Annotated in this window: 18 protein-coding genes; 7 read left to right on the top strand and 11 right to left on the bottom strand. The window is 53.2% G+C overall.

The genetic code is table 11. The features are described from left to right. Positions 1 to 190: 190 nt before the first annotated feature. Complete coding sequence (locus tag NH461_RS10050) at positions 191 to 1363, bottom strand: GGDEF domain-containing protein (RefSeq protein ID WP_261600222.1); 1173 nt, start codon at positions 1361 to 1363, stop codon at positions 191 to 193. A gap of 308 nt (positions 1364 to 1671) precedes the next feature. Here NH461_RS10050 and NH461_RS10045 point away from each other — a divergent pair, with 308 nt between their 5' ends. Together NH461_RS10045 and NH461_RS10040 are read left to right on the top strand one after the other, a co-directional pair. After that, a complete protein-coding gene (locus tag NH461_RS10045) occupies positions 1672 to 2343 on the top strand; it encodes a hypothetical protein (RefSeq protein ID WP_261600221.1) in 672 nt (223 codons plus the stop codon). Positions 2344 to 2540: 197 nt separating this feature from the next. Then, complete coding sequence (locus NH461_RS10040) at positions 2541 to 2729, top strand: DUF4250 domain-containing protein (RefSeq protein WP_261600220.1); 189 nt, start codon at positions 2541 to 2543, stop codon at positions 2727 to 2729. A gap of 91 nt (positions 2730 to 2820) precedes the next feature. On the opposite strand, the gene metR is transcribed toward NH461_RS10040, so the two are convergent. Continuing rightward, positions 2821 to 3732, bottom strand: a complete 912-nt coding sequence (metR, locus tag NH461_RS10035; protein ID WP_261600219.1) for an HTH-type transcriptional regulator MetR — start codon at positions 3730 to 3732, stop codon at positions 2821 to 2823. Positions 3733 to 3999: 267 nt separating this feature from the next. Here metR and metE point away from each other — a divergent pair, with 267 nt between their 5' ends. Further along, a complete protein-coding gene (gene metE, locus NH461_RS10030) occupies positions 4000 to 6306 on the top strand; it encodes a 5-methyltetrahydropteroyltriglutamate--homocysteine S-methyltransferase (protein WP_261600218.1) in 2307 nt (768 codons plus the stop codon). Between the two features lie 185 nt (positions 6307 to 6491). Here the strand turns inward: metE and NH461_RS10025 are convergent, their stop codons facing one another. The 3 genes from NH461_RS10025 to NH461_RS10015 all read right to left on the bottom strand — a co-directional run bounded on the left by NH461_RS10025 (position 6492) and on the right by NH461_RS10015 (position 11620). Beyond that, positions 6492 to 6929, bottom strand: a complete 438-nt coding sequence (locus NH461_RS10025; RefSeq protein WP_261600217.1) for an META domain-containing protein — start codon at positions 6927 to 6929, stop codon at positions 6492 to 6494. A 434-nt stretch (positions 6930 to 7363) separates the two neighbouring features. Further along, complete coding sequence (locus NH461_RS10020; RefSeq protein WP_261600216.1) at positions 7364 to 10477, bottom strand: efflux RND transporter permease subunit; 3114 nt, start codon at positions 10475 to 10477, stop codon at positions 7364 to 7366. Between the two features lie 3 nt (positions 10478 to 10480). Further along, the gene (locus NH461_RS10015) at positions 10481 to 11620 is read right to left on the bottom strand and encodes an efflux RND transporter periplasmic adaptor subunit (protein WP_261600215.1); all 1140 of its coding nucleotides are present in this window, start codon (positions 11618 to 11620) and stop codon (positions 10481 to 10483) included. 158 nt (positions 11621 to 11778) lie between these two features. Between NH461_RS10015 and NH461_RS10010 the strand changes: the two genes are divergently transcribed. Next, positions 11779 to 12705, top strand: coding sequence for a LysR family transcriptional regulator (locus tag NH461_RS10010; RefSeq protein WP_261600214.1), 927 nt, complete (start codon positions 11779 to 11781; stop codon positions 12703 to 12705). 139 nt (positions 12706 to 12844) lie between these two features. On the opposite strand, the gene pstB is transcribed toward NH461_RS10010, so the two are convergent. The 4 genes from pstB to NH461_RS09990 all read right to left on the bottom strand — a co-directional run bounded on the left by pstB (position 12845) and on the right by NH461_RS09990 (position 16323). After that, entirely contained in the window at positions 12845 to 13594 is a 750-nt protein-coding gene (gene pstB / locus NH461_RS10005) for a phosphate ABC transporter ATP-binding protein PstB (protein ID WP_261600213.1), read from the bottom strand. Positions 13595 to 13612: 18 nt separating this feature from the next. Further along, entirely contained in the window at positions 13613 to 14479 is an 867-nt protein-coding gene (pstA, locus tag NH461_RS10000) for a phosphate ABC transporter permease PstA (protein ID WP_261600212.1), read from the bottom strand. Between the two features lie 5 nt (positions 14480 to 14484). Beyond that, entirely contained in the window at positions 14485 to 15396 is a 912-nt protein-coding gene (gene pstC / locus NH461_RS09995; protein ID WP_261600211.1) for a phosphate ABC transporter permease subunit PstC, read from the bottom strand. Positions 15397 to 15504: 108 nt separating this feature from the next. Continuing rightward, a complete protein-coding gene (locus NH461_RS09990) occupies positions 15505 to 16323 on the bottom strand; it encodes a phosphate ABC transporter substrate-binding protein (RefSeq protein WP_261600210.1) in 819 nt (272 codons plus the stop codon). Between the two features lie 366 nt (positions 16324 to 16689). Between NH461_RS09990 and NH461_RS09985 the strand changes: the two genes are divergently transcribed. Then, positions 16690 to 18318 (top strand): methyl-accepting chemotaxis protein, encoded by a 1629-nt coding sequence (locus tag NH461_RS09985; RefSeq protein WP_261600209.1) that lies wholly within the window; start codon positions 16690 to 16692, stop codon positions 18316 to 18318. Between the two features lie 138 nt (positions 18319 to 18456). Further along, complete coding sequence (locus NH461_RS09980; protein WP_261600208.1) at positions 18457 to 19377, top strand: LysR family transcriptional regulator; 921 nt, start codon at positions 18457 to 18459, stop codon at positions 19375 to 19377. 97 nt (positions 19378 to 19474) lie between these two features. Here NH461_RS09980 and NH461_RS09975 read toward each other — a convergent pair whose 3' ends face one another. Next, positions 19475 to 19915, bottom strand: coding sequence for a c-type cytochrome (locus NH461_RS09975; protein ID WP_261600207.1), 441 nt, complete (start codon positions 19913 to 19915; stop codon positions 19475 to 19477). Positions 19916 to 20390: 475 nt separating this feature from the next. Between NH461_RS09975 and NH461_RS09970 the strand changes: the two genes are divergently transcribed. Then, positions 20391 to 21611, top strand: coding sequence for a NupC/NupG family nucleoside CNT transporter (locus NH461_RS09970; RefSeq protein WP_261600206.1), 1221 nt, complete (start codon positions 20391 to 20393; stop codon positions 21609 to 21611). Positions 21612 to 21767: 156 nt separating this feature from the next. On the opposite strand, the gene NH461_RS09965 is transcribed toward NH461_RS09970, so the two are convergent. Then, positions 21768 to 23078 (bottom strand): IS4 family transposase, encoded by a 1311-nt coding sequence (locus NH461_RS09965; RefSeq protein ID WP_261600205.1) that lies wholly within the window; start codon positions 23076 to 23078, stop codon positions 21768 to 21770. Positions 23079 to 23236 lie beyond the last annotated feature (158 nt).

Below are 23236 nucleotides of genomic sequence, written 5' to 3'. Positions count from 1 at the left end.
TTTATTGTTTATGACCGAGGAATTAGTTTGATTCCTTGTTTTATGGGTCCAATATGACACGAAAAGTAAGGGGATTATTTGATCTGAACCATATGGTGAGCGAACGAAGGTCGATTTCGAGTGATTTTGATGTTCGGATAACAAAAAAGCGCCCAAAGGCGCTTAAAGCAATGAGGATGTTCGTTGTGGATTAGGCCGTAGCCCGTCGACGCGCATCGCCGAGATACAGGTGCCCGACGTGATGGAATCGGCAGCAGTCGCGGCCGGAATCTTTACATTCATACAGCGCGCGGTCGGCACGCTCGATCAGGGACGAGAGGGTATCGCTCCCGGAGTTGGTGGCGATGCCGATACTGGTGGTAATTTTGAGCGTGGTGTCGTCATAGCCTGAGGACAATTCCAGTTGGCGAATTGAAGTGAGCATGCGTTCGGCAATTTTCTCGGCCATTTCGCCGTTACAGCGCGGCAGAAAGAGAATGAATTCTTCCCCGCCATAACGACCGAACAGGTCCGTTTTCCGGATCTGCGTTTGCATGAAATCGGCAAAACCGCGCAGGACTTTATCGCCGGCGCTGTGGCCCCAGGTATCATTAATTCGTTTAAACCGGTCAATATCGAACAACAGGATAGAGAAGGGCGCATCTTTGGCTTCGCAGGATTTTAACGATTTCTGCGCCAGTTGCAGCAGCATCCGGCGGTTGTAGATCCCGGTCAGCGGGTCAAGCGTCGCCTGTCGGTAAAGACGCATCAGCATATAGAGCTTGGACAGCTGGGACCAAATCACCATCAGGGCCAGGACATTCTGTAACCAGAGATCGGCGATATGCTCCGGGGTAAACAAACGCTCGGTCTGGAATCCGACATAGATCTGGGTGATTGCGGTCATCGCCAAAAGACCCAGGCTTTCTTTCAGGGTCACCGGCAAAATGGTCAGGATGGCGACGTGAAGGATGGGCAATAAGGTATAGCCATACTGGAACCCGCTGGAGACCACTGGATAGTTCAGGATCTGCATGGTGTAGAGATAAAACAGGTTCAGTCCGAACACCATCAGGGTCATGCACCATTGGGCTTTGTGAAGCGAAGTTTGCCGGTTATTCACCTTGGCAATCATAAACAGAAACAACCCGAGGACCACACGGGCGATGGCGGCCGGTACACCTTGGTGTTCGGGCAGAAAAAACAGGTCGAATGGTGCCCACAGGACGATGAGCACTCCCCAGACCATACACAACATCGAGACACGGTTACGTAAGTAACCACTACGGGTATGTTGGAAGCTGGCACTGTGGGCGTTGGCGCTCCAGAGATCCGGCACGTAAAGTTTCAGTGTCTTAATCAGTTGCTCTTGATTTTCTTGCATTCCTTTCGCCGGCTTCGTTGCTGTCGTCCCGATTTGGCACCGGGGGACGGCACTGGATGACTGATGTTATGAGCGTGCTGGATGTTTTTCTTTTGAAAAACAACACAATTTGTCCGTGTATATGTGGGTAATTATTCTACAGCTTGGGTTTGTAAACCGTGATACTGATCCAGATTAAGGGTGGTTTTTCTGTGCTCCAGCTCGAGGATTTACTGATCCGAAAGCGGTATGAGAAAGTTGCGCGATTATGCAAAATCGAAGGGAACTTGCTATGATGGCGGCCGGTTTTTCATAGTGCTGATTCCTTCATGTTTACAGGTTATTTAACATTTCTGGTGCCTGCGTTACTCGGGGCGCAATTCATTCTGACGCTGGTGCTGACCAAAGGTGAAATTTGCCCGGGCCAGCGTGGTCGGGTTCACAAAACGTTACCGGTATTGCTGGTGGGCTGGCTGTTGGCTGTTGTGAGCCATCCTATCGCTCTTTTGCCGTTGCTGACACTGAGCTACTTCACGTTCCAGGTGAAAACCGGTAAAACCCGGGATGCGGGTCCGTTGAAGGTTTTATATGCTGCCGATGCGCTGGCGATTCTAAGCTGGCTTGGGTTGTTGCCTTCAATGAGCGTACCGGAAATGGCGCTCAGCCTGATGGCTGTGCCGCTGTTCGGTGCTTCGCTGGCGCATTTGTTGCTGACCCAGGCCCGGACCCGGTTGCAGGCGTTTCACCGGATTCTGCCGTTTACCGGTTTTGTCAGCGCAATGCTGAGTGTCCTGACGATGCTGTGGGCCCTGTCCGGGCTGGATGAGTCGCAACTGGAGCTGCTGGTGAACGATGTGGTCGGCGCCCTGGTGCTGCTGGTGTTGTCACTGCTGGTCTGGGCCGGGCATCTCTTGCTGACCAAAACGGTCAATCGCTGGCAACTGCTGGCGGCCTCACTGCTGTTGGTTGCTTCCGGCAGTTTGCAACTGGCATTTATTTAGTGCGAATACGACACCGGATTCGATGAGCATGAGCGCCAGATGGCGCTCATGTTGCATCTAAAGTTGTATGTTTCTGGATCTGCACCCGTGTTTTCTCTGTCGTTAGGGAACGCGGCAGGTTTTGTAACCAGGCCAGCAACAGCAACAATGACTATGCTTACTGAGAGTCACTGAAGTCGTTTCGGTCAGGGGGAAGCATGGAAATTACAAACTTGTTGAAGATGGATGGCAATATCGTGCTGGGTATTGTCAATGAGAAGCTGCGGCTGGAATGCTCGTCGATTGATGATCTGGTCAGCCGTTATGAACTGGATTACGACGAGTTAAACGACAAGATGGAATCATTGGGCTTTCGCTATGATCCCATCTCCAATCAGTATAAATAAGATCAGTCTGTTGAACCCGGCTGATGAAATCGACTGTTGACCGAATCAGCTGGCATCTCTGAGAGATAAAGCGGCTCGGGCGCGGAGGCCATTAAGCCGCTTTAATTCCTTCCAAATGGGTTTGGCATTGCTGTTTTGCGGTGGCAAAGAATGCCTGCAAATAATGTCGGTCTCGCTCGGAGGCGCGAATGGCAGCGAATAAGCGCCGCCACAGGCCGTCACCGAGCGGTTTGCTGACCACCAATCCCTGACGGGCAAAGTCATAAATTGCCCAGTTGGGCAGGGCGGCGACGCCGAGTCCGGCGGAAACCATTTGTACCAGCATCAGAGTATTATCTGCCTGCTTCCAGTGACTCGGCTCAACGTCGGCTGGCTGGAGGAAATGTTTGACCACATCTAACCGTCCCTTCTGAACCGGATAGCTCAGCATGGTTTGATCGGCCAGATCCTGCGGCGTTATAAACGGCTTGTCTGCCAGCGGAGACTGGGGAGAGACAACCAGCCGCATTTCAAAATCAAACAATGGCTCGAAGTGAACCTCACTGCGTGGCTGAATATCTGAGGTGATCACCAGATCCAGCTCGCCGGCACCCAAGGCGGGCAGGGGCTCAAAGCCGAAGCCGGAGGAGAAATCCAGGGTGACGCTCGGCCAGTGGATCTGATATTCCTTCAGAGCCGGCATCAGCCATTGGAAACAGGAGTGGCATTCGATCGCCATATGCAGCCGCCCGTTGATGTCTTCTTTCAGACTGGCTAGTTCATACTCGGCTTTGGCAATTTTTGGGATCAGTTCGTCCGCCAGGCGGAGCAGAATTTCCCCCTCGGCGGTAAATTTCACCGGCCGGGTTTTTCGCAAGAATAACTGACCGCCCAGCCGCTGCTCCAGATCTTTGAGCTGGTGAGACAGTGCTGACTGGGTCAGGCAGAGGGTCGTGGCGGTTGCCGTCAGAGAGCCGGTGTCTCGCAGTACCGAGAGTGTTCTGAGATGTTTAACTTCAATCATGGTTTTTGCTTACCGTCCCTGTTGCAAGTGCTTTATCCGTATCGGTTGTCAGTTCAACTCATGCGTCCCGGATAAGAGAGAAGTTCACTGTACCGCCAAAAATTGGATGTGTAAACATCTGGACGTCTAAACGTGTGAATTTGATATGAAAGATGATCAATATTAAATTTCTTCATGATCAGTTTGAATTTTAAGACATTGTTCATCAAACAGCGTTCAGCCATTGTGAAGTCATCGACACGGAACCGCATTCATAAGGTAATGATGATGACAACAACACAGACAACGCCGAAAACAACGACTCATATTCTTGGCTACCCACGGGTGGGGAGCCAGCGTGAACTGAAATTTGCGCAGGAAAAATACTGGCGTGGAGAAATCAGCCAGCAAGAACTGAAAGAGGTGGGGAGCCTGTTGCGTCACCGTCACTGGGGCGATCAGGTCGGTGCCGGACTGGACTATGTTTCGGTGGGTGATTTCGCCTGGTATGACCATGTTCTGGGAACCAGCATGCTGCTGGGCCATATCCCGCAGCGCCACAATCACGGCCATCCGGATCTCGATACCCTGTTCCGCGTGGCGCGTGGTAAAGCACCGACTGGCTGTGCTTGCGCGGCGTCGGACATGACCAAGTGGTTCAATACCAACTACCACTACATTGTTCCTGAATTTACCAAAGACGATACGTTTAACGTCAGCTGGACTCAGCTGTTTGAAGAAGTTGTGGAAGCACAAAAAGCCGGTCATGCAGTGAAACCTGTGCTGTTGGGGCCTGTGTCTTACCTGTGGCTGGGCAAAGAGAAAGAAGCTGATTTTGACCGCCTGTCCCTGTTGCCGCGTTTGTTGACCGCTTATCAGCAGATCCTGAATAAACTGGCGGCTCTGGGCGTTGAGTGGGTGCAGATTGACGAACCGGTGCTGGCGCTGGAGCTGCCTCAGGCCTGGGCGGACTCATTCAAGCTGGCGTATCAGGTGCTGAACGGCAGTACCAAGCTGTTGCTGACGACGTACTTCGACAACATCACCCATCACCTCGAAAAAATCGTTGAACTGAAAGTCGATGGCCTGCATATCGACCTGTCGGCCTCGCCGGAGCAGCTGAACGACGTTGTAGCTGCGCTCCCGGCCCATTGGGTGCTGTCTGCCGGTGTTGTGAACGGTCGCAACGTGTGGCGGGCCGATCTGGCTCAGCAACTGTCTATCCTGGCCCCGGTAAAAGCGCAATTGGGTGAGCGCTTGTGGCTGGCCAGCTCCTGTTCGCTCTTGCACAGCCCGATTGACCTCGACCTGGAAACTGAGCTGAACCCGGAAGTCCGCCAGTGGCTGGCGTTTGCCAAACAAAAATGTCGTGAAGTGACCCTGCTGGCCCAGGCACTTGACGGTAGCGACGTCGCGGTGCAGGAATGCCAGCACTACAGCGCGCCGATCCAGGCCCGTGCGACGAGTGAATTGGTCAATAATCCGCAAGTCCGTCAGCGTACTCAGGCGATCACTCCGGCACTGGCAGAGCGTAAAGCACCGTATGCAGAGCGTGCCCGCCAACAGCGTGCTGCCCTGAACTTGCCGTTGCTGCCGACCACAACCATTGGCTCGTTCCCGCAGACCGATGAAATTCGGGTGCAACGCCGTGACTTCAAAGCCGGTCGTCTGTCTGAAGCCGATTACAACACGGCGCTGAAAGGGCACATTGCCGATGCCATCGCACGTCAGCAGAAGCTGGATCTGGATGTGCTGGTTCACGGTGAGGCCGAGCGAAACGACATGGTCGAATACTTCGCCGAGCTGCTGGAAGGCTTCGCAGTGACTCGTTTTGGTTGGGTTCAAAGCTACGGCTCACGTTGTGTGAAACCAGCGGTGATTGTGTCGGATATTTACCGTGCCAAGCCAATGACGGTTGAGTGGATCACCTATGCGCAGTCGCTGACTGACAAGCTGGTGAAAGGCATGCTGACCGGACCGGTGACGATTCTTGGCTGGACCTTCCCGCGTGAAGACTTGAGCCGTGAAGCTATCGCCAACCAGATTGCCCTGGCCTTGCGCGATGAGGTGGCTGATCTCCAGGCGGCCGGGATTCAAGTGATTCAAATCGATGAGCCGGCGATCCGTGAAGGGCTGCCGCTGAAAGCCTCGCAATGGCAGACGTATCTGGATTGGGCGGTGAATGCGTTTAAGATCTCTGCGGCCAGTGCAGAGCCGGAAACTCAGATCCACACCCATATGTGTTACAGCGAGTTCAACGACATTATTAAGTCGGTGGCAGCCCTGGATGCTGATGTGATCACCATTGAGACCTCGCGCTCGGATATGGAACTGCTCAAAGCCTTTGAAGCCTTCGATTATCCGAATGAAATTGGTCCGGGTGTGTATGACATCCACTCACCGAATATTCCGGAAGTGGCGCAGGTGACCCAACTGGTCGAGAAAGCCGAAGCGCTGATCCCGGCTGAAAGACTGTGGATTAACCCGGACTGCGGCCTGAAAACCCGCAACTGGGAAGAAACAGAAGCTGCCCTGCACAACATGGTCACTGCGGCCAAGGCACTGCGTGAACAGTGGCAGGCGAAAGTCAGCTAAGCGGGCTGGATACACTCAGACGACCCCATAAAAAAGAGCGCTTCGGCGCTCTTTTTGTTTGCTCTCATCCGTTCAGCATCGGATCCGCTGAGTTAGCGAATCCACTTCCAGACTGAATTTACCCAGGCATTGACCTGTTCGGACCATGCCGAACCGGGACGCAATCGGTGTCGTTACGACCGGGCTTACTGGTTATCCTGACGTTTGAAGATCAGGGTGTGCTCCCGGTTGCTCAGCACCAGTTCATTCCCAACAATGCTGGCCTGGCTCCAGTCCATCAGCGTGCTACTCATCAGTTGTTCCATTTCCATCGCCGGTGCCGGACAGGCCATCATGGTCATGCCCATTTTCTCAATGCGTAGTTTGCCCGCTTTCAGCTCCGCCTGACCGAAATAACGGTTACAACCGGAGTGGCCGTTAGCAGCCATATCCGGATCAAACTGCAGGGTCGGGGCGGAGAAAGGTTCCGGGAGCGAAACGGGGGAGCTGTCGACTTTGGTTAGCACCCAGTTGTGGGTGGCCAGATCAGTGTCTGCGATCATTTTGGGTGGTGTCGGCTTGTCGGCGGCACACGCCGAGAGCAGGGTGGTAATGGCGAGAGCCGTCAGTAAGCGCTTTTTCATGATTCATTCCCCAACGGATGAAGGATAATTTCGGATAAATTGTTGCTATTTTTCAAGGTGCTGTCGCTATATTTTTCAATGTGCTGTCGTTATTGAGTATAGAGACCGGAGCCCGGAACGTCTGTTTATCATGCCCGGTTTCGCTTGAACTGAACATGAACAGGCGGTTGCCGGGCCACTCCGGGCGGCCGAAGCTGTGGTCAATCTACGTCAGATGGTGCTGTTACAGCGATGGCCGTGAATAGCTTGGCAAAAATCAACGCGGGATATGTTAGGCGGATGTCAGTTATCGGCTTATTTTCGAATTCAGGCCTTTGTTCAATAAGGATTTATTTTCTGGGTGAATGCAATGGCGGCCGGAGATAAAAAAGCCCGCCAGATTGGCGGGCAAAGCAGCGAGTCGCTTAATTTACATTACAGGATGCGTGATGACATTATGACGCCGCCAGTGCCGGTTCGGACGCCCGCTCAGACGCCCCTGTGCGGTGCGGATGGGGCACCCGAAACAGCAGCGCATAGCTAACCGGCAAGACTATCAGCGTCAGCAGGGTGGCAAAACCCAGGCCGAAGATGATGGTGACCGCCATGGCTTCAAAGAATGGGTCGAAAATCAACGGGACCATCCCCAGCATGGTGGTGATGGCCGCCATGCACACCGGCCGGACCCGGCTGACCGAAGAGTCGAAAATGGCGTCGTAGGTGGGTTTGCCACTGTCGAGCTCTACCCGGATCTGATCGACCAGGACAATGCCGTTTTTAATAATCATCCCGCTCAGGCTCAGCATGCCGAGGATCGCCATGAAGCTCAGGGGTGAATTGAGCAGCAGTAGGCCTGCCGCAACCCCGATAATCGCCAGTGGGACATTGAACCAGATCACCAACGGCTGACGCACGGAGTTAAACAGCAACACGGTGATCAGGAACATTGCCAGGTAGCCCATCGGCAGTGAGCTGAAGACGCTGGTCTGTGCATCCCGCGAGGTTTCATACTCGCCGCCCCATTCCAGGGTGTAGCCTTCCGGTAGCGGAATTGCCTCGATTTCGTTCCGGATCTTACGGTGGACCGAGTCTGCAGTTTCTTCCGTTCCCAGGATCGGGTCGGCCATCACGGTCAGCATACGCTTGCGATCGCGACGCATGATGATCGGGTTTTCCCACTCGGTCTCAAACGCAGACACAATCTGGCTGACCGGCACAAAGGTGTTGTATTCCGAACTCCAGACCTGCAGCTTGTGCAGGCTGTCGGCATCGAGTCGTTCTTGCTCCGGTGCCCGGGCCAGGATTGGCATCAGGTGCGATTGCTCGCGGTAGGTGCCGATAATCTTGCCGCTGAAATTGGTCAGCAGCGCGGTGTCCAGATCCTGTTTGCTGATCCCCACTTCCCGTGACTGGGCGAGGTTCAGTTGCGGGCGAACCACCGTGACCTGATTACGCCAGTTGTGACGGACATTCTCCGCCGTCGGTTCGGCAATCATGATCTGCTCGGCCTGAGCAGCCAGCTGACGCAGGATCTGCGGGTCTTCCCCGTAGAAACGCGCTTCAATCTTGGCTGGTGGCGTCGGGCCGTTTTCCAGATACTTGACCCGGAACTCAGCTTCCGGATAAGTCGCTCGGAGATAGTCTGTGAGCTGCGGCATATTGCGGGTTTGCTGTTCCAGGCTGTCCATCTCGATAATGAGCTGGGCATAAGCTGCATAGCCTTTTTCCGGCACATAAGGCAGCACGAAGCGCTGCGCCCCCTGACCAATCACCGAGGTCAGGTTTTTCAGGCCCACATGGTTCTTGGTCTCGTACTGCAGCATGTCGTCTTCAACTTGTTTGATGAAATCTTCGGTGGTGCGGATATCGGTGCCTTCCGGCATCCAGACGTCAACAAAGAAAATCGGGGTATTTGACGGTGGGAAAAAGACATTCTTTACATGCCCCATGCCGTACACCGCTGCGATCAGCATGACCAGAACCAACCCGATACTGGCGGCCCGGAAACGCATTGCGGCGGTCAGCAGGGTCCGGTAGAGGCTGAAGAACCACCCCTGATACATATCCTGCGGCTCATCCGTGGCTTCGCCGTCTTTAAACAGCAGATGGCAGAAGAACGGGGTGATAGTAATCGCCGTGATCCAACTGATAAACAGCGATACCAGCAGAACCTTAAACAGCGAATTGAGGAATTCACCGGTTGCATCGCCGGACAGGCCGATCGGCGCGAAGGCGAGAATGGCAATCACGGTCGCACCCAGCAGCGGCCACTGGGTTTGCTTGACGATTTGCCCCGCCGCTTCAAGGCGGGTTTGGCCGCGCTGAATACCGATCAGCACCCCTTCGGTGACCACGATGGCGTTATCAACCAGCATCCCCAGCGCAATGATCAGCGCGCCGAGTGAGATGATTTGTAGCTGAATGCCCATCACGTTCATCATGATGAAGGTGCCGAAAATTGTCAGCAGCAGGACCGCGCCCATGAGGATCCCGGAGCGCAGGCCCATGAACATCAGCAGCACGACAATCACGATCGCGACCGATTGTGCCAGGTTGACTAAAAAGCCCTGGACGGACACTTCAACTGCAGACCCCTGGTCATAGACGGTGTTGAGTTCCATCCCTATCGGTAACTGGGATTGCATTTCGGTGATTTTGGCGGAAACGGCTTTGGAGACATCGACGACATTGACCCCCCCGGCGAAGGAGACGCCGAGCGACAGGGCATTCTGGCCCTGGTTGTGATACAGGATATCCGGGGTTTCGGTGGTGGTTTTGTACACTTTGGCAATATCGCCCAGGTAGACCAGGTCTTCACTGTTCGGCGGGCTGACCAGCAGTCGGTTCATCTCGGATACATCGTCGAACTCACCGGTTGGGTGAATCCGGATCCGGTTGCCGCCGACGAGGATTTTACCGGCGTTCGAGACCACGTTCTGATTTTGGATCTGGCTGTAGATATAGCCCTGGTCCTGCCCCAGTGCGGTGAGTTTCTCCTGGCTGATCTCGACTACGACTTGCTCTTCCGGCACACCGGCGACGGAGACTTTTTTAACCCCTTCAATCATCACCAGCTCACGGCGCAGGTAATTGGCGTAGTTTTCCAGCTCGCGGTAGTCGTAGCCGTCACCACGGATGTTCAGCAGGACGCCGAAAACGTCGGAGAAATCATCGATGATGATCGGCTGTGCTGTGCCCGGCGGCAGCTGGCTGATGGTGTCGTTGACTTTACGGCGCAACTCATCCCACACTTGCGGGAGCTCTGTCGCGTCGTAGGTATCTTTCATCTCGATTTCAATCTGGGACAACCCGGCGCTGTTGATCGAGGTGATATGTTTGACCTGCTGCATTTTCTGAATGGCATCTTCCAGCGGCAGGGTGACTTCTTCTTCGACCTGCTCGGGCGATGCACCGGGGTATGGTGTGATCACCAGCGCGTTTTTGATCGTAAATTCAGGAAATTCCAACTGGCCAAGGCCGGTGAATGACACCGCGCCGCCAATCAGCATCAGCAATACGAACATCCAGCTGACGACTTTGTTTTTAATACTGTAATGAGCCACATTCATGAATTAAACGCCCCGTTCCCAACGCAGGGGTTTGACTTCCATGTTGTCTTTGAGGGCTGTTGCACCGACAGCCACGATTTGATCCCCGGTTTGCAGGCCGGACACCACCTCAATGCCGTTCCCGCGAATTTTGCCCAGATGAACTGAAACGGCTTCGATCTGGTTGGTGGTGTGATCATAGCGCCAGACTTTGGTGTCGGTGCTGTTGTCGGTCCGGACAATTGCGGTCATCGGCAAAATGGCAATGGCTTGTTGGTGCTGGCTGAGGGCAGACATATCCAGCAGTAACTCAGCGCTCATGCCCGGCAGAATGTTGAGGTTTTCCGGCGGGATCAGGCTGAACACAACCTCGTAGGTCTGGCTGCCCGGACTGACTTTGCTGGCTCGCTCTTTAAACTGGACCGGATAGGTGGACGACTGGCGCGACGAGGTCAGGGTCGGGGTAAAGCCTTTCTCCAGGGCCAGGGTTTGCGGGGCACTGAAACGAACGCGGGGCTTGAAGGCTTCGTCGAAGGAGATATTTTTCAGGGACATCAGCAGTGATTCAGGGACCTGAATACTCACATCGATTTTCTCGTTTCCTTGCAGGGTCAGGACCACTTGGGTGGGTTGCACATTCTGATAGTTATCCAGATTGATTTTTGCCACGATCCCGGAGAATGGTGCTTCGAGACGAGTATAGGCCAACTGATCCCGTGCGGTATTCAGCGCTGCCTGCGCAGATTTCAGCGTCGCCTTGGCCGTATCAAACTCGGCTTTGGAGATCAGCTTGCGGTTGTACAGCTCTTGCTTGCGGGTAAAATCGACCAACGCCAGCTCATGATTGGCCTCGGCATTGAGCAGGGCGTTTTTGGCGTCGCGATCATCGAGTTGGGCGAGTAGTTCGCTTTTGTTCACTTGCTGTCCTTCGACCAGCTCAAGTTTCACCAGCTCACCACCGATTCGAAAGGCCAGATCCGCTTGCCGGCTCGCTGCAATCTTGGCCGGGAAAATACGCTGTTGCTCGAGCTTCATGTCTTCGATCGTCATGAGTTTGACCGGACGGATCGGCGGTTCAGGCTGAATTGCGCTTTCGACATCGTTGCAGCCGGAGAGAACCGGTACAATGAGCAGGGCAATTAAGCTCAGGGATTTAGGCGTCATTTTGATGTTGTTCCTTATTCGCATCTCATGCGCACACTATACCGATCACTTGAGTTGCGAATAACCGGACGATTTGGGAATATGTGTTCCGAAAAGTGGAACAAAATTGCGCATGATTTGATTTACAATGGGCACCGGCTGTGAACTGAGGGGTTGTGATGAAGACTGAAGATATGAAACTATTTCATCAAGTTGTTGATGCGGGCAGCTTGATCCGGGCTGCGGAGATTTTTGATTTGCCCAAATCGAACCTCAGCCGTCGGATTAAATCGCTGGAAGACGAGTTGTCGATCCGCTTGTTTCATCGCAATAATCGTTCGATGCAGCTGACCGATGCCGGGCATAAGTTTTATGAGAAAACCAAGCGTATTCTGGATGAGCTGGAATTGAGTATTCAGGAAATCACGGCGCCGACTTACGAGATTTCCGGGCATTTACGGGTGCAGTTGTTGCCGCTGCCGGGGATTATGGAAATCGGACGGCTGATCTTTCAGTTCATGGATATGTACCCCAAGGTCAGCGTCGAGGTGATTTGCAGCTCGGAAGAGCATAACCTGATCGAGCGTCATATTGATGTGGCGTTGCGGGTCGGTGAGAAACTGGAAGACTCCAGCCTGATTGCACGGCCGTTTAAGTCGGCGTCCTTTGGCTATTACGCCACCCAGGATTACATCGACAAGTTCGGCATGCCGGTCTCTCCGGAAGATATGGCCAATCATAATTTTATCGTTTACCGCTACCCGAACGGGACGCTCAAGAATCAGATGCCGATTAGTGCCGATCAAACCATTGAAGTGTCCGGGAATCTGATCATGAACAGCGTCCCGCTGATCATGGAAGCCTGCCTGCAGGGGCGCGGGATCATTTTGATGCCCGATGAGCTGGCGAGTTATTACGTCGAGCGCGGGATGGTGCTTCGCTTGTTCGAAGAGGTTGACCCGTATATGAGCTTCGGCTGGCTGGTGTATCCGTCCCGCAATTACCGCTCGCTGGCGGTGCGGACGTTTATCGATTTTCTGCTGGCGGAAGCGGAAAACTATCCAAACTGTCGACCGGAAGGGGACGTGCGCGGGATGCCGATGTAAGGCCATCCGGGATACTGAAACGATCCAATAAAAGAGCAAAAAAAAGCCCTCTTACGAGAAGAGGGCAATAAGTACCATCGCTTTTTATTATTCGGTTACACGGACTGCGAGCCGAGGAAGATGATCAAAAGTGGCTGGTTTAGCCAAAATCACCGTTAACGTAACCACGGGTGCGATCATCGCGTGGGTCAGTAAACAGTGCGTGCGTACTATCGTGTTCAACCAGCTCACCCATCAGGAAGAAGGCGGTGCGGTCTGAGATCCGGCGTGCCTGCTGCATGGAGTGGGTGACGATAACAATGGTGAAGTCTTTCTTCAGCGACTCCATCAGGTCTTCAATTTTCTTGGTGGCAATTGGGTCCAGGGCCGATGTTGGTTCATCCATCAGGATCACTTCTGGCTCCATGGCAATGGTCCGGGCGATACACAGGCGCTGCTGCTGACCGCCGGACAGGCCGAATGCGTGTGATTTCAGACGGTCTTTCACTTCATCCCATAGCGCCGCGCCACGCAGCGAACGCTCAACCACTTCATCCAGTTGTTTTTTGTCGCTGATGCCCTGGGCGCGCAGGCCGTAGGCAACGTTTTCATAGATGCTCATCGGGAACGGGTTTGGCTTCTGGAACACCATGCCCACTTTAATGCGCAGCTGGGACACATCGATGTTGCCGTAGACGTCTTCGCCGTCCATGGTCAGTTTGCCGTCGATTTTAACGCCTTCGATCAGGTCGTTCATGCGGTTCAGGCAACGCAGCAGGGTGGATTTACCACAGCCGGACGGACCGATCAGGGCCGTGACCTGACGTTGCGGGATCGGCAGGCAGATTTTCTTCAGCGCTTGGTTGTCGCCGTAGTACAGGTCCAGGTTTTCAATATCAAATTTGTTCATGTTTCTCTTCCTCAAATTTTAGTAAGTCGCAGTGTTGAATCGGTTCGCAATCAGTTTGGTGATCATGTTAATCACAAGAACAACCACAATCAGAATGGTGGCGGTGGCATACGCCTGGTTCCATTCATGGATGGTGTAGAGTTCCTGGGTCAACTTATACAGGTGAACAGTCAGTGTCCGACCGGAGTCAAGCATGCTCTCCGGAATCCGGGCGACCATACCTGCGGTGAGGAACACCGGTGCTGATTCACCGATCACGCGACCTACGCTGAGGATGATGGAGGTCACGATGCCCGGCATAGCGCTTGGCAGAATGAGTCTCCAGATGGTGTAAATTTTTGAGGCGCCCAAGCCGTATGAGCCTTCACGATACGTGTGCGGCACAGCCATCAGGGCTTCTTCCGTCGTCCGGATAATCACCGGCAGGATCAGGATACTCAACGTCAGGGCACCTGACAGAATCGAGTAGCCGAAACCCAGGACGACGACGAAAAAGGTCATCCCGAACAAGCCGTAAATAATTGACGGGATACCGGCCAGGGATTCCGTACAGAAACGAATCACTTTGACCAGGCGGCTGCCGACTTTGGCATATTCGGTCAGGTAAATGGCGGTCATGATCCCCATGGGTGCGGCAACAGCAATCGAAGCGGCAACCATGTACAGGGTCGAGACAATCATTGGCCAGATCCCGGACTCTTGCCCGATGGTGGTGTAGTTGCTGGTGATGAAGCTCCAGTCTACATGGGCCAGACCGTTGCTCAGGATGTACCAGACGACCCACAGCAAGAAACCGACCGTTACTGAGGCTGACAGCCAGATGACACTGAGCGAGATTTTATCTTTGAGCTGCTGCTTGGCAGCATTTTTTGAATAAATAGACATAGGGATTACCTCGCACGCTCGCGGTTCAGATAGAGCAACGCGGCGTTCAACATCATGATAAAGACCAGCAACACAATACCGGTGGCGTACAGCGCACTGGCGTGAACACCGGTGGCGTAAGACATTTCAATGGCAATATTTGCGGTCAGGGTCCGGGCAGAGTCCAGCAGGCCTTCTGGCATGGCTGGCGAGTTCCCCATCACCATGATGATGGCCATGGTTTCACCCAGGGCCCGGGCAATCCCCAGGATCACGCCGGTCATGATGCCGGAGCGGGCTGCCGGAACCAGCAGCTTAAAGATGGTGAACATGTGCGAAGCACCCAGTGCCAGCGAGCCTTCTTTGTAGCTGCGCGGAACGGCACGGATAGAGGTTTCCGACACGGTAATCACGGTTGGCAGAATCATCACGGCCAGCACCACAATCCCCGCCAGCACGGTGTTCCCGGCTGGGACGTCGAAAATATTCTGAATCATCGGCACGATAATCACCAAGCCGAAGAAACCGTAAACGACAGACGGAATACCGGCCAGCAGTTCGATCATCGGGCGGATAATATCGGACACGCGCTTTGGCGCGACTTCGGCGATGAAAATTGCCGTCAGGACACCGATGGGCACGCCCAGGACAACCGCACCAGCGGTTGAGACGACTGAGGCGACGATCATCGGCGCAATCCCGTACAGCGCAGGTGGTAACCAGTCGTTACCGAACACAATGCCGGTGATGCCGGAGTGTTCAATCGCTGCGTAACCTTCACGGAAAATGAAGTAGCCGATCGTAATGAGTGAGAAAATACCCAGGGCAGCACTGCCTAAAAACAGGTATTTGAAGAAGAGCTCGCGCCAGTCAATTTTATCTTTGGCTTTGAGCGACGATCCTTTGGTTGTTCTTTCTATGTTATTTGCGATGGTCATAGTGTCTCTCCAGATACCTAGCCAGAATTGGATTGCCTAAATATCGAGGAAGTGAAAGACCGGCCACCGCCATCATTGACGCTGGCCGGCAAAGGAGTTGCAGATGAATTAGTTAATTGCGATGAAGCCTTTGTTGGCGACGATTTTCTGTGCGTCTTCAGTCTGAACCCAGCTCAGGAATTCCAGTGCGGCTTTTGAAGGGCGACCGTCTTTGTACACGACCAGGAACGGACGCTGAACACCGTACTCGCCGGATTTAATCGCTTCAACAGAAGGCTTGTGACCTTCGATAGCCAGAGGCTTCACAGAGCCGTCAACAGAGCCCAGAGAGATATAGCCGATAGCAAACGGGTTGTTGGCGACGATGGTTTTCAGCTGGCCGTTACCGCTGGCAACCTGAGCGCGTTGAGAAATCGCAGAAACCTTAGTCCCGTTGATTTTCTTTTTCAGGCTCATGATGTCTTCGAAAGCGCCACGGGTACCGGAAGCGGTGTCACGGGTCGCAACGACGATTGGCTTGTTCTCGCCGCCAACCTGGTTCCAGTTGGTGATTTCACCTTTGTAGATTTTGGCAACTTCTTCTTTTGTCAGGTCAGAAACTGGGTTGTTGTTATGAACGACAACAGCGATACCGTCACGTGCAATCACAACTTCTGTAATATTGTCGGCCTTCTCAGAAGATTTCAGGTTACGTGAGCTCATGCCCAGGTCTGAAGAACCATCGTGAGCAGCACGGATACCGGCAGACGAACCCGGACCTTGAACTTCGACGGTCACGTTATGCGTTTTTGCGTAGGTTTCACCCAGAACTTCCATGATAGGTGATACGGAGCTTGAGCCTACAACGGAAATTGTTTCGTTGGCGACAGCAGGGTTGAATACCATTGAACCTGCCAGGGCTAGTGCACCAATAACCTTAGTTTTCATTTTCCTAATCCTTAAATGCTTGGCTGTTTTGCCAGTCGGTTTTGAATGAACGAGGGAAAGATTAGGAGAGTTTTATGACAGTCTTGTTTCAGAACTTTGAACACTATATGACGATCATGAACTTTGCTTTTTTGTTGGCGCTTGCAAGAGAATGTTTTTACTCGATTTGTTGTTTTTGCCTTTGTGACAAGCGCCATAATTCTGCCGCCGGGCAGGTGGCACGACGACATAATGACACTTTTAACGTCTTGTCATCCTAAATTGTATTTTTTTGTGACTCGAGTCTATCTTTCAGTGCTACTTAAAAGGATAATGCTGCACGATTTCGCGCAGGGACGCGAACTATAACGTGTGTTTGAGGTTTCGATGCAGTCAATTATAAAAAACTTATCAGTCCGACTTCAGGTGCTGTTACCTGTTCTGTTTACGGTGCTCGTTCTGTTTCTATCTTTGTGGATCGTGAAAAACGAGCTGGATCATGAGTTAGATGAAATTTTTATCAATACGTCGTCCCTGATTGAGTATAAAGATACTCTGGCGAAGGTCGATGATCAGCTTTACCCACTGCGTATTAGCGCAGTGTATGCCATTTATGATGCCAACCGACGAGATTCATTCCAGCAGGAGCTGAATCAGATTGCTGGCAGTATTACCCATGAATTGAGTGTGCTGGAAAGAGAGCCGTTGTTCAAAGCTCAGGCCGCGCAAGTAAATGCCAATATTGCGGAGTATATTCGCTTTTCGCAACGCGCGGTCCCCTTGTTAAACCGGCATGATCAAGGGTTGCTGCCGCAAGCTGAGTTCGATAGTTTTGTCAGTCAGTATGTTACGATAGGTAAAAAAATGGTTTTATCTGTCAATGACCTGTCCAAAATGGTTAATGATTATTCGGGTAAGCGGTTGGATGATAGCCTGGCCGACAGCCAGGCGCTCAAGAGTCAGGCTGCCATGGTCATTTTGGCGATTTTTGTCCTTGCGATGCTGGTGGCCTGGTGGCTGTCCGGCCTGATTGTTTCTCCGATTACCCGTCTGCAGGTGGTGATGCGTGAAGTGGCTAGCGGGAACTTGCAGGTTCAGGCTGAGCAGGACGGGACCAATGAGATTGCCCGCCTGAGTGCGGATGTGAATGAGACCGTGACGCAACTGCGCACGACGGTGAATGCGCTGATCCGCATCAGCGAAGATGTCGCTTCGGCTTCAACGGAGCTGGCATCGGTCATGACCCAAGCAGAAGTCAATGCCCAGTCGGAGCTGAACGAAGTGGATCAGGTTGCTTCGGCAGTGAATGAGCTGTCCAGCACGGCGGATAATGTCAGCGATACGGCAACCGCGGCGGATGCTTCGGCCAAGCAAACCGATGAGCTGGCTCGCGAAGGGTTGAATAAATTCGACCAGAGCAATTCGGCAAGCATCCAGATGGGTGAAAAGCTGAACGATGCTGCCGGCGTGGTGATGCGCCTGAAAGAGCAATCTGAGCAAATCAGCAAGGTGATCGAAGTGATCCAGGGGATCTCCGAGCAAACCAACCTGCTGGCCCTGAATGCCGCGATTGAAGCCGCGCGTGCCGGTGAATCTGGTCGGGGCTTTGCGGTGGTGGCTGATGAAGTTCGGATGCTGGCGGCGCGAACCCAGGATTCGACGCAGGAAATCCAGGCGATTATCGAAGAGTTGCAATCACAGTCGAATATGGCCAATGAAAGCATGCAGTCCAGCCTGGAGATGCTGAATCGCAATCAGCAACTGGCCAACGAAGCCAATGAAGCGCTGATGGGGATCACGACGGCGATTGAGCAAATCAATGATATGAATACCCAGGTGGCAACCGCGGCTGAGCAGCAGTCTCAGGTGACGCAGGAGATCAACCGTAACGTGACCAACATGTCTGAAATTATCAATCAGAACGTGGCGGGGATCACCCAGAGTGCAGCGGCCAGTGGCGAACTGTCTCAACTGGCGGAGCAACAAAAACAGCAGTTGTCCTTCTTTAAGATCTGATCGATTTCAGCTATATAAAGGATTACCGCAGCATCAAAGGCCTGTCACTGACAGGCCTTTTTGTGTTGGCTGCTGCGAATGAATCGCCCCTGCTCGGATGGTTTTGCCGGGGCAGGAAACAACAATCAAAAGGTGTCTATGCTTAAACAAGTCCAGCAAATGGTGATTTTTCATGCGCTGAACAAGCAGCAAAGCTTTACCCGCGCAGCGCAGCTTATGGATATTTCCCGGCCCCAGGTCAGCAAGCAGATCCAACAACTCGAAGCCCGGCTCGGGGTGCAGTTGGTGCAGCGAACCACGCGCTCGTTTGCCCTGACCGAAGCCGGGCAGCGGTTTGCCCGCCATTGTGCCAGCATTGTGGATGAAATTAATGAGGCGGAAAGCGAGTTGCTAACCGATCCGGATACCTTGCAAGGGGCGCTGCGGGTCGGGGTGGCGCAGTCCTTTGCGCTCAATCATATCGGTCCTTACATTTCTGAGTTTCATGAGCAGTATCCGTTGCTGGATCTGGAAATGAGCCTGTTTGATCACAAAGTGGATTTAATTGCCGAACAGCTGGATCTGTGGATTGGGATGATGGATGCGCCGCCGGAAGGCTTTGTTGCCCGGCATCTGACCGACTGCCGCTTTGTGCTGGCCGCCAGTCCGGCCTATCTGGCGAAGTACGGTGTGCCGTATCAGCCGCAGGATCTGACCGAGCATAACTGTATTACTTACCATAGCCGGGAGCGGAAAGATGACACCTGGAGTTTTCGCCGGGGAGAGCAGACACAGAAGGTGAAAGTGCGGGGAAACTACCGGGTGGATTCTGCCGATGCGATCCGCGACGCGACGCTCTCAGGCAATGGGATCGGCTACCTGGCGACGTACTTGCTCAGCAACGAGTTTCGGGAAGGGCGGTTGATCCGGCTGATGCCGGACTGGCAACTGAGCCAGCATCTGCCGTTGTATGCGATTTACCCGCGCCATAAGTTCCTACCGCTCAAAGTCAAAGTGTTTATTGATTTCGTTCGCGGGCAAATCGGTGAGCCGGCCGTCTGGGACCGGACTTTGTTTTGAAGCGGTCATCATTTCTGCTGTGTATTTCCAACCGGATCAAGAGATCCGGCAGAAGCCCAGTAACGCACCGTGATGGCCCTGACTTCGGCGGATAGGTCTAGCGGTAAATCATGTACTCTGTTTTCGAATAAGGCTCCAGTTCGTAGTGCGACTCCAGGAAGGTAATGAGGTTGACCAGATCGGTCACGCTTAAAACGTCATTGAAGCTTGGCATCATCGATTGGCCATCAACCTGGATTTTCGACAGATCATACCCTTCAGCCAGTTGGTGCGAAGGGTTAATCACGGAAGTGACCAGCTCGGCATAGGTTTTCAGACTGTCGACTTTCCCGCCTAATTTCACCGCCAGCTCCTCGTTGGCATTTTCCGGACGCTCATAGCCGTCCATCTGGTGACAACTGAGGCACTCCAGCGTCAGGAACACCTGCTCACCCTTGACAGGATCGCCAACCGGGAGGCTGAACCCTTTGCTGGCCTGTTCACAGCCAGTGATACCGAATACCACGAGTAACATTGTTAGACGTTGATATTTGTTCATGGTGATCACTCCGTATTCTGCGAAAGCCAGTGGCCAGACATTCAGGCAACGGTCACTTGCAGCCTGTTTGGTACATGAGCCTGTTTCGTGCATGAGTTTGCTTTGTGTATGAGCTTGCTCCGTGTATGCATCGGCTGTCTGAGTTGCCATTGACGTGACATTGCAAAGACAAGTCTAGGTGATGTCCGGCGCACGCGAGGGAATTACCCCTGCAAAAATGATGGTTAATTGATGCGCGACAATAAATTCCCCTCGGGGACTTGAGAGGGGGTTATTGTTCTGTAAAGAAACAACAGAATTCCCGTGAGGCACCAATCTACCGATTTCGTTTGCTTTGGTGGGAAAGTCGGCAATTTTCCCTGTGGGTGTATCGCAAGTGTAAAAACCTATAACAATTTGAACCTTGTCACAGTTTTATTTATCCCTACAATGCCGCCGCAATCGTTTACTACAAGCTTTACACTGGAGAATGACCTTGAGCCATCTGGTCAGCCTATTGGGCGTTGTCACGCTATTTGCGGTTGCTATCTTATTTTCTGAAAATCGTCGCGCGATTAACTGGCGGACCGTGGGCGGTGCGTTCGCGATTCAGCTCGTGTTCGCCGGGTTCATTCTGTATGTGCCGCTCGGCCGAGACGTGTTGAACACGGTTTCCGGCGCCGTCTCCGGTGTGATTGACTACGGCCGGATTGGTTCCGAGTTTCTGTTCGGCGATTTGGCGAAATTCAAAATCGGTTTCATTTTCGCGGTGAACGTCCTGCCGACGATTGTGTTCTTCTCTGCGCTGATCTCGGTGTTTTACTATCTCGGGGTGATGGGCTGGGTGATCCGTTCCCTCGGCGGTGCTTTGCAGCGCTTGCTGGGCACCAGCCGCACCGAGTCGATGTCTGCGACCGCCAACATCTTCGTCGGCTCGGTTGAAGCCCCGCTGGTGGTCCGTCCGTTTCTGGCCAAGATGAGCCGCTCTGAGCTGTTCGCGGTAATGGTCGGGGGCCTGGCCTCTGTCGCCGGCGGTACACTGGTGGGTTACGCCGGGCTGGGGGTTGAAATCAGTTATCTGATCGCAGCCAGTTTTATGTCGGCGCCGGCCGGGCTGATGATGGCCAAAATTCTGGTGCCGCAGACGGAAGCACCGCTGGATCATGCCGAGATTGAAGCGGAAGCTGTTGATGATGCGCCGGTGAACATTATCGATGCGGCCTCGCAAGGCGCGCTGAGCGGCCTGCAAATTGCGATGGCCGTTGGTGCCAGCCTGCTGGCGATTATCAGCTTGATTGCTTTGCTCAATGGTGGCCTGGGACATCTTGGCCAGCTGATTGGTCTGGACAATCTGAGCCTGGAGCTGCTGTTCGGTTACCTGTTTGCGCCGGTCGCCTGGCTGATTGGCGTGCCTTGGTCTGAAGCGACGGTCGCGGCGAGTTTGATCGGCAAGAAAATTGCGGTGAATGAATTTGTGGCGTTTGCCGACCTGATGGCGGTGAAAGCGCAACTGAGCGAGCATTCGCAGGCAATCGTGACCTTTGCCCTGTGTGGCTTTGCCAACCTGACTTCCATTGCCATGCTGATGGGTGGCCTGGGCGGGGTGGTCCCGAGCCGACGTCCGGACATTGCCCGTCTGGGGATGAAAGCCATTTTCGCTGCGACGCTGGCCAACCTGATGAGTGCGACCGTTGCCGGGGTTTTCTTGTCTTTCTGATTTTCCTGCCATGGCAGCGGATACCCCCTGCAATGGCTGTAAATGGCCACAGAGCGCTTCGGCGCTCTGTTTTCGTTTGCGCTGAGAATGCGGTCCCGATATGGAGCCGGGCCAAAAAAATGACTACAAAAAAAGCCCGCATCGCGGTAATGCCGTTCACTTAAGGTGAGCGGCATTTTTCTTTTGGGCGTATCTTTTGGGGCGAGGCTTGACTGTTCTGGGGAAGGTTCTTTCTCTTCGTCCCTCTAATATCAAACTTTCAGCCATGCTGTGGAAGCTCTTGAGCTGGCGTGGGATAGCTCCCGGTGTTGAGTACGGTAATCCAACCAGTAAGCGCATTATGTGTGCGAGCGTTCCATTGAAACTCAGTTGGTAAGGCAAGTAGTTCCCTTTTAGGGTGAAGCAGAGCTCCACCATCTGATAACGGATCAGGTTGTAAGTCAGTAAAATCCCCCACAGCTCTTGCTTCACCAGTTCGGGGAGACGGCTTCGAAGGGTCAGACGGTTGCCCAACATATACTGCTTTTGCTCTCGGTAACCCATTTCTATTTCCCAGCGATGTCCATAGAGACTGCTGATATCTGCGGCAGGGTAGCGCATAGCATCTACCATTGAAGTCAGCACCTCGTATGTCTTCCCTTTGACTTTACGCGTGACTAAGCGAGCGGTGATTTTATCCGGTAGATTGGGCCAAAGTTTACGGGCTCTCGGGTTACTTCTCAGTGATACCAGTTTGTCGTTTCGGCCTAAAGATTGTACGATCTCATATTGCGTATTTTTCTTTAATGGGAGCAACCAGTGGCGTTCAGTACCCGCCTGATGCCACTGATGCAGCAAGCCCAGAGAGTAAAAACCTTTATCGAACATGGTGAGGCTATGATCTGGGGTCGTCTCAATGAGTTTCTCTGCCAACACCATCTCATTGACAGCATAGTCATCGAAAGCACTGCCTGTAATTAAATGGCTGCTTAACTCCATTTGGCAGACCATGCGGACTTGAGGGTATTGGGTGTCTTTTTGCCGGGAGAATACTTCGTTATTTTGTGGACTGTCCGGCGTCCGCCAGACCACGCCATCAACGCCCAACAGTGTGAGGCCGTTCCAGTGAGGCAAGTTGGCGCCTTCCATCCACGCGGCAGTCATACGTTCGAAGACCGCTCTCATGGCAGGCTCCCCGAGAGTCTTTCGACGTTGGGTCAATGCACTTGGAGCAACAAAAGCCTTCCCGGTTCTATCAACAATATCTAGCTGATTTACAAGATCTTTCACTGACTTGTCATTGTAAATGGCCATGCCAACCAATAGCCAGACCATGGATTCCAGCGTCAACTTTCGCTTGCGCATCGTGACGGTATCCGTGAGGGAATAGGCTTCATCAATCAGTTCGAGAGGAAGCAAGTCAGCCAGTGTTTCTACTTGGTTAGGCTTCCAGTTATTAATGATATCGAGGGCTTGTGAGACGTCCATAAAAAATCCGAGTGCACTGAATACACTCGGATTTTGACAGCTCCAGAGGATCGTTCAACCGATCATTTTTGGCTTAACTGATCGGCATTACCGCATCGCGGGCTTTCTTTGTGCGTACATCTAAGACCTAAGGGCAGTTAAATACTAGCGGACACGCG

The organism is Photobacterium sp. TY1-4, assembly GCF_025398175.1.
Classification (GTDB): domain Bacteria; phylum Pseudomonadota; class Gammaproteobacteria; order Enterobacterales; family Vibrionaceae; genus Photobacterium.
This window is presented reverse-complemented; position numbering and strand designations above follow the sequence as displayed.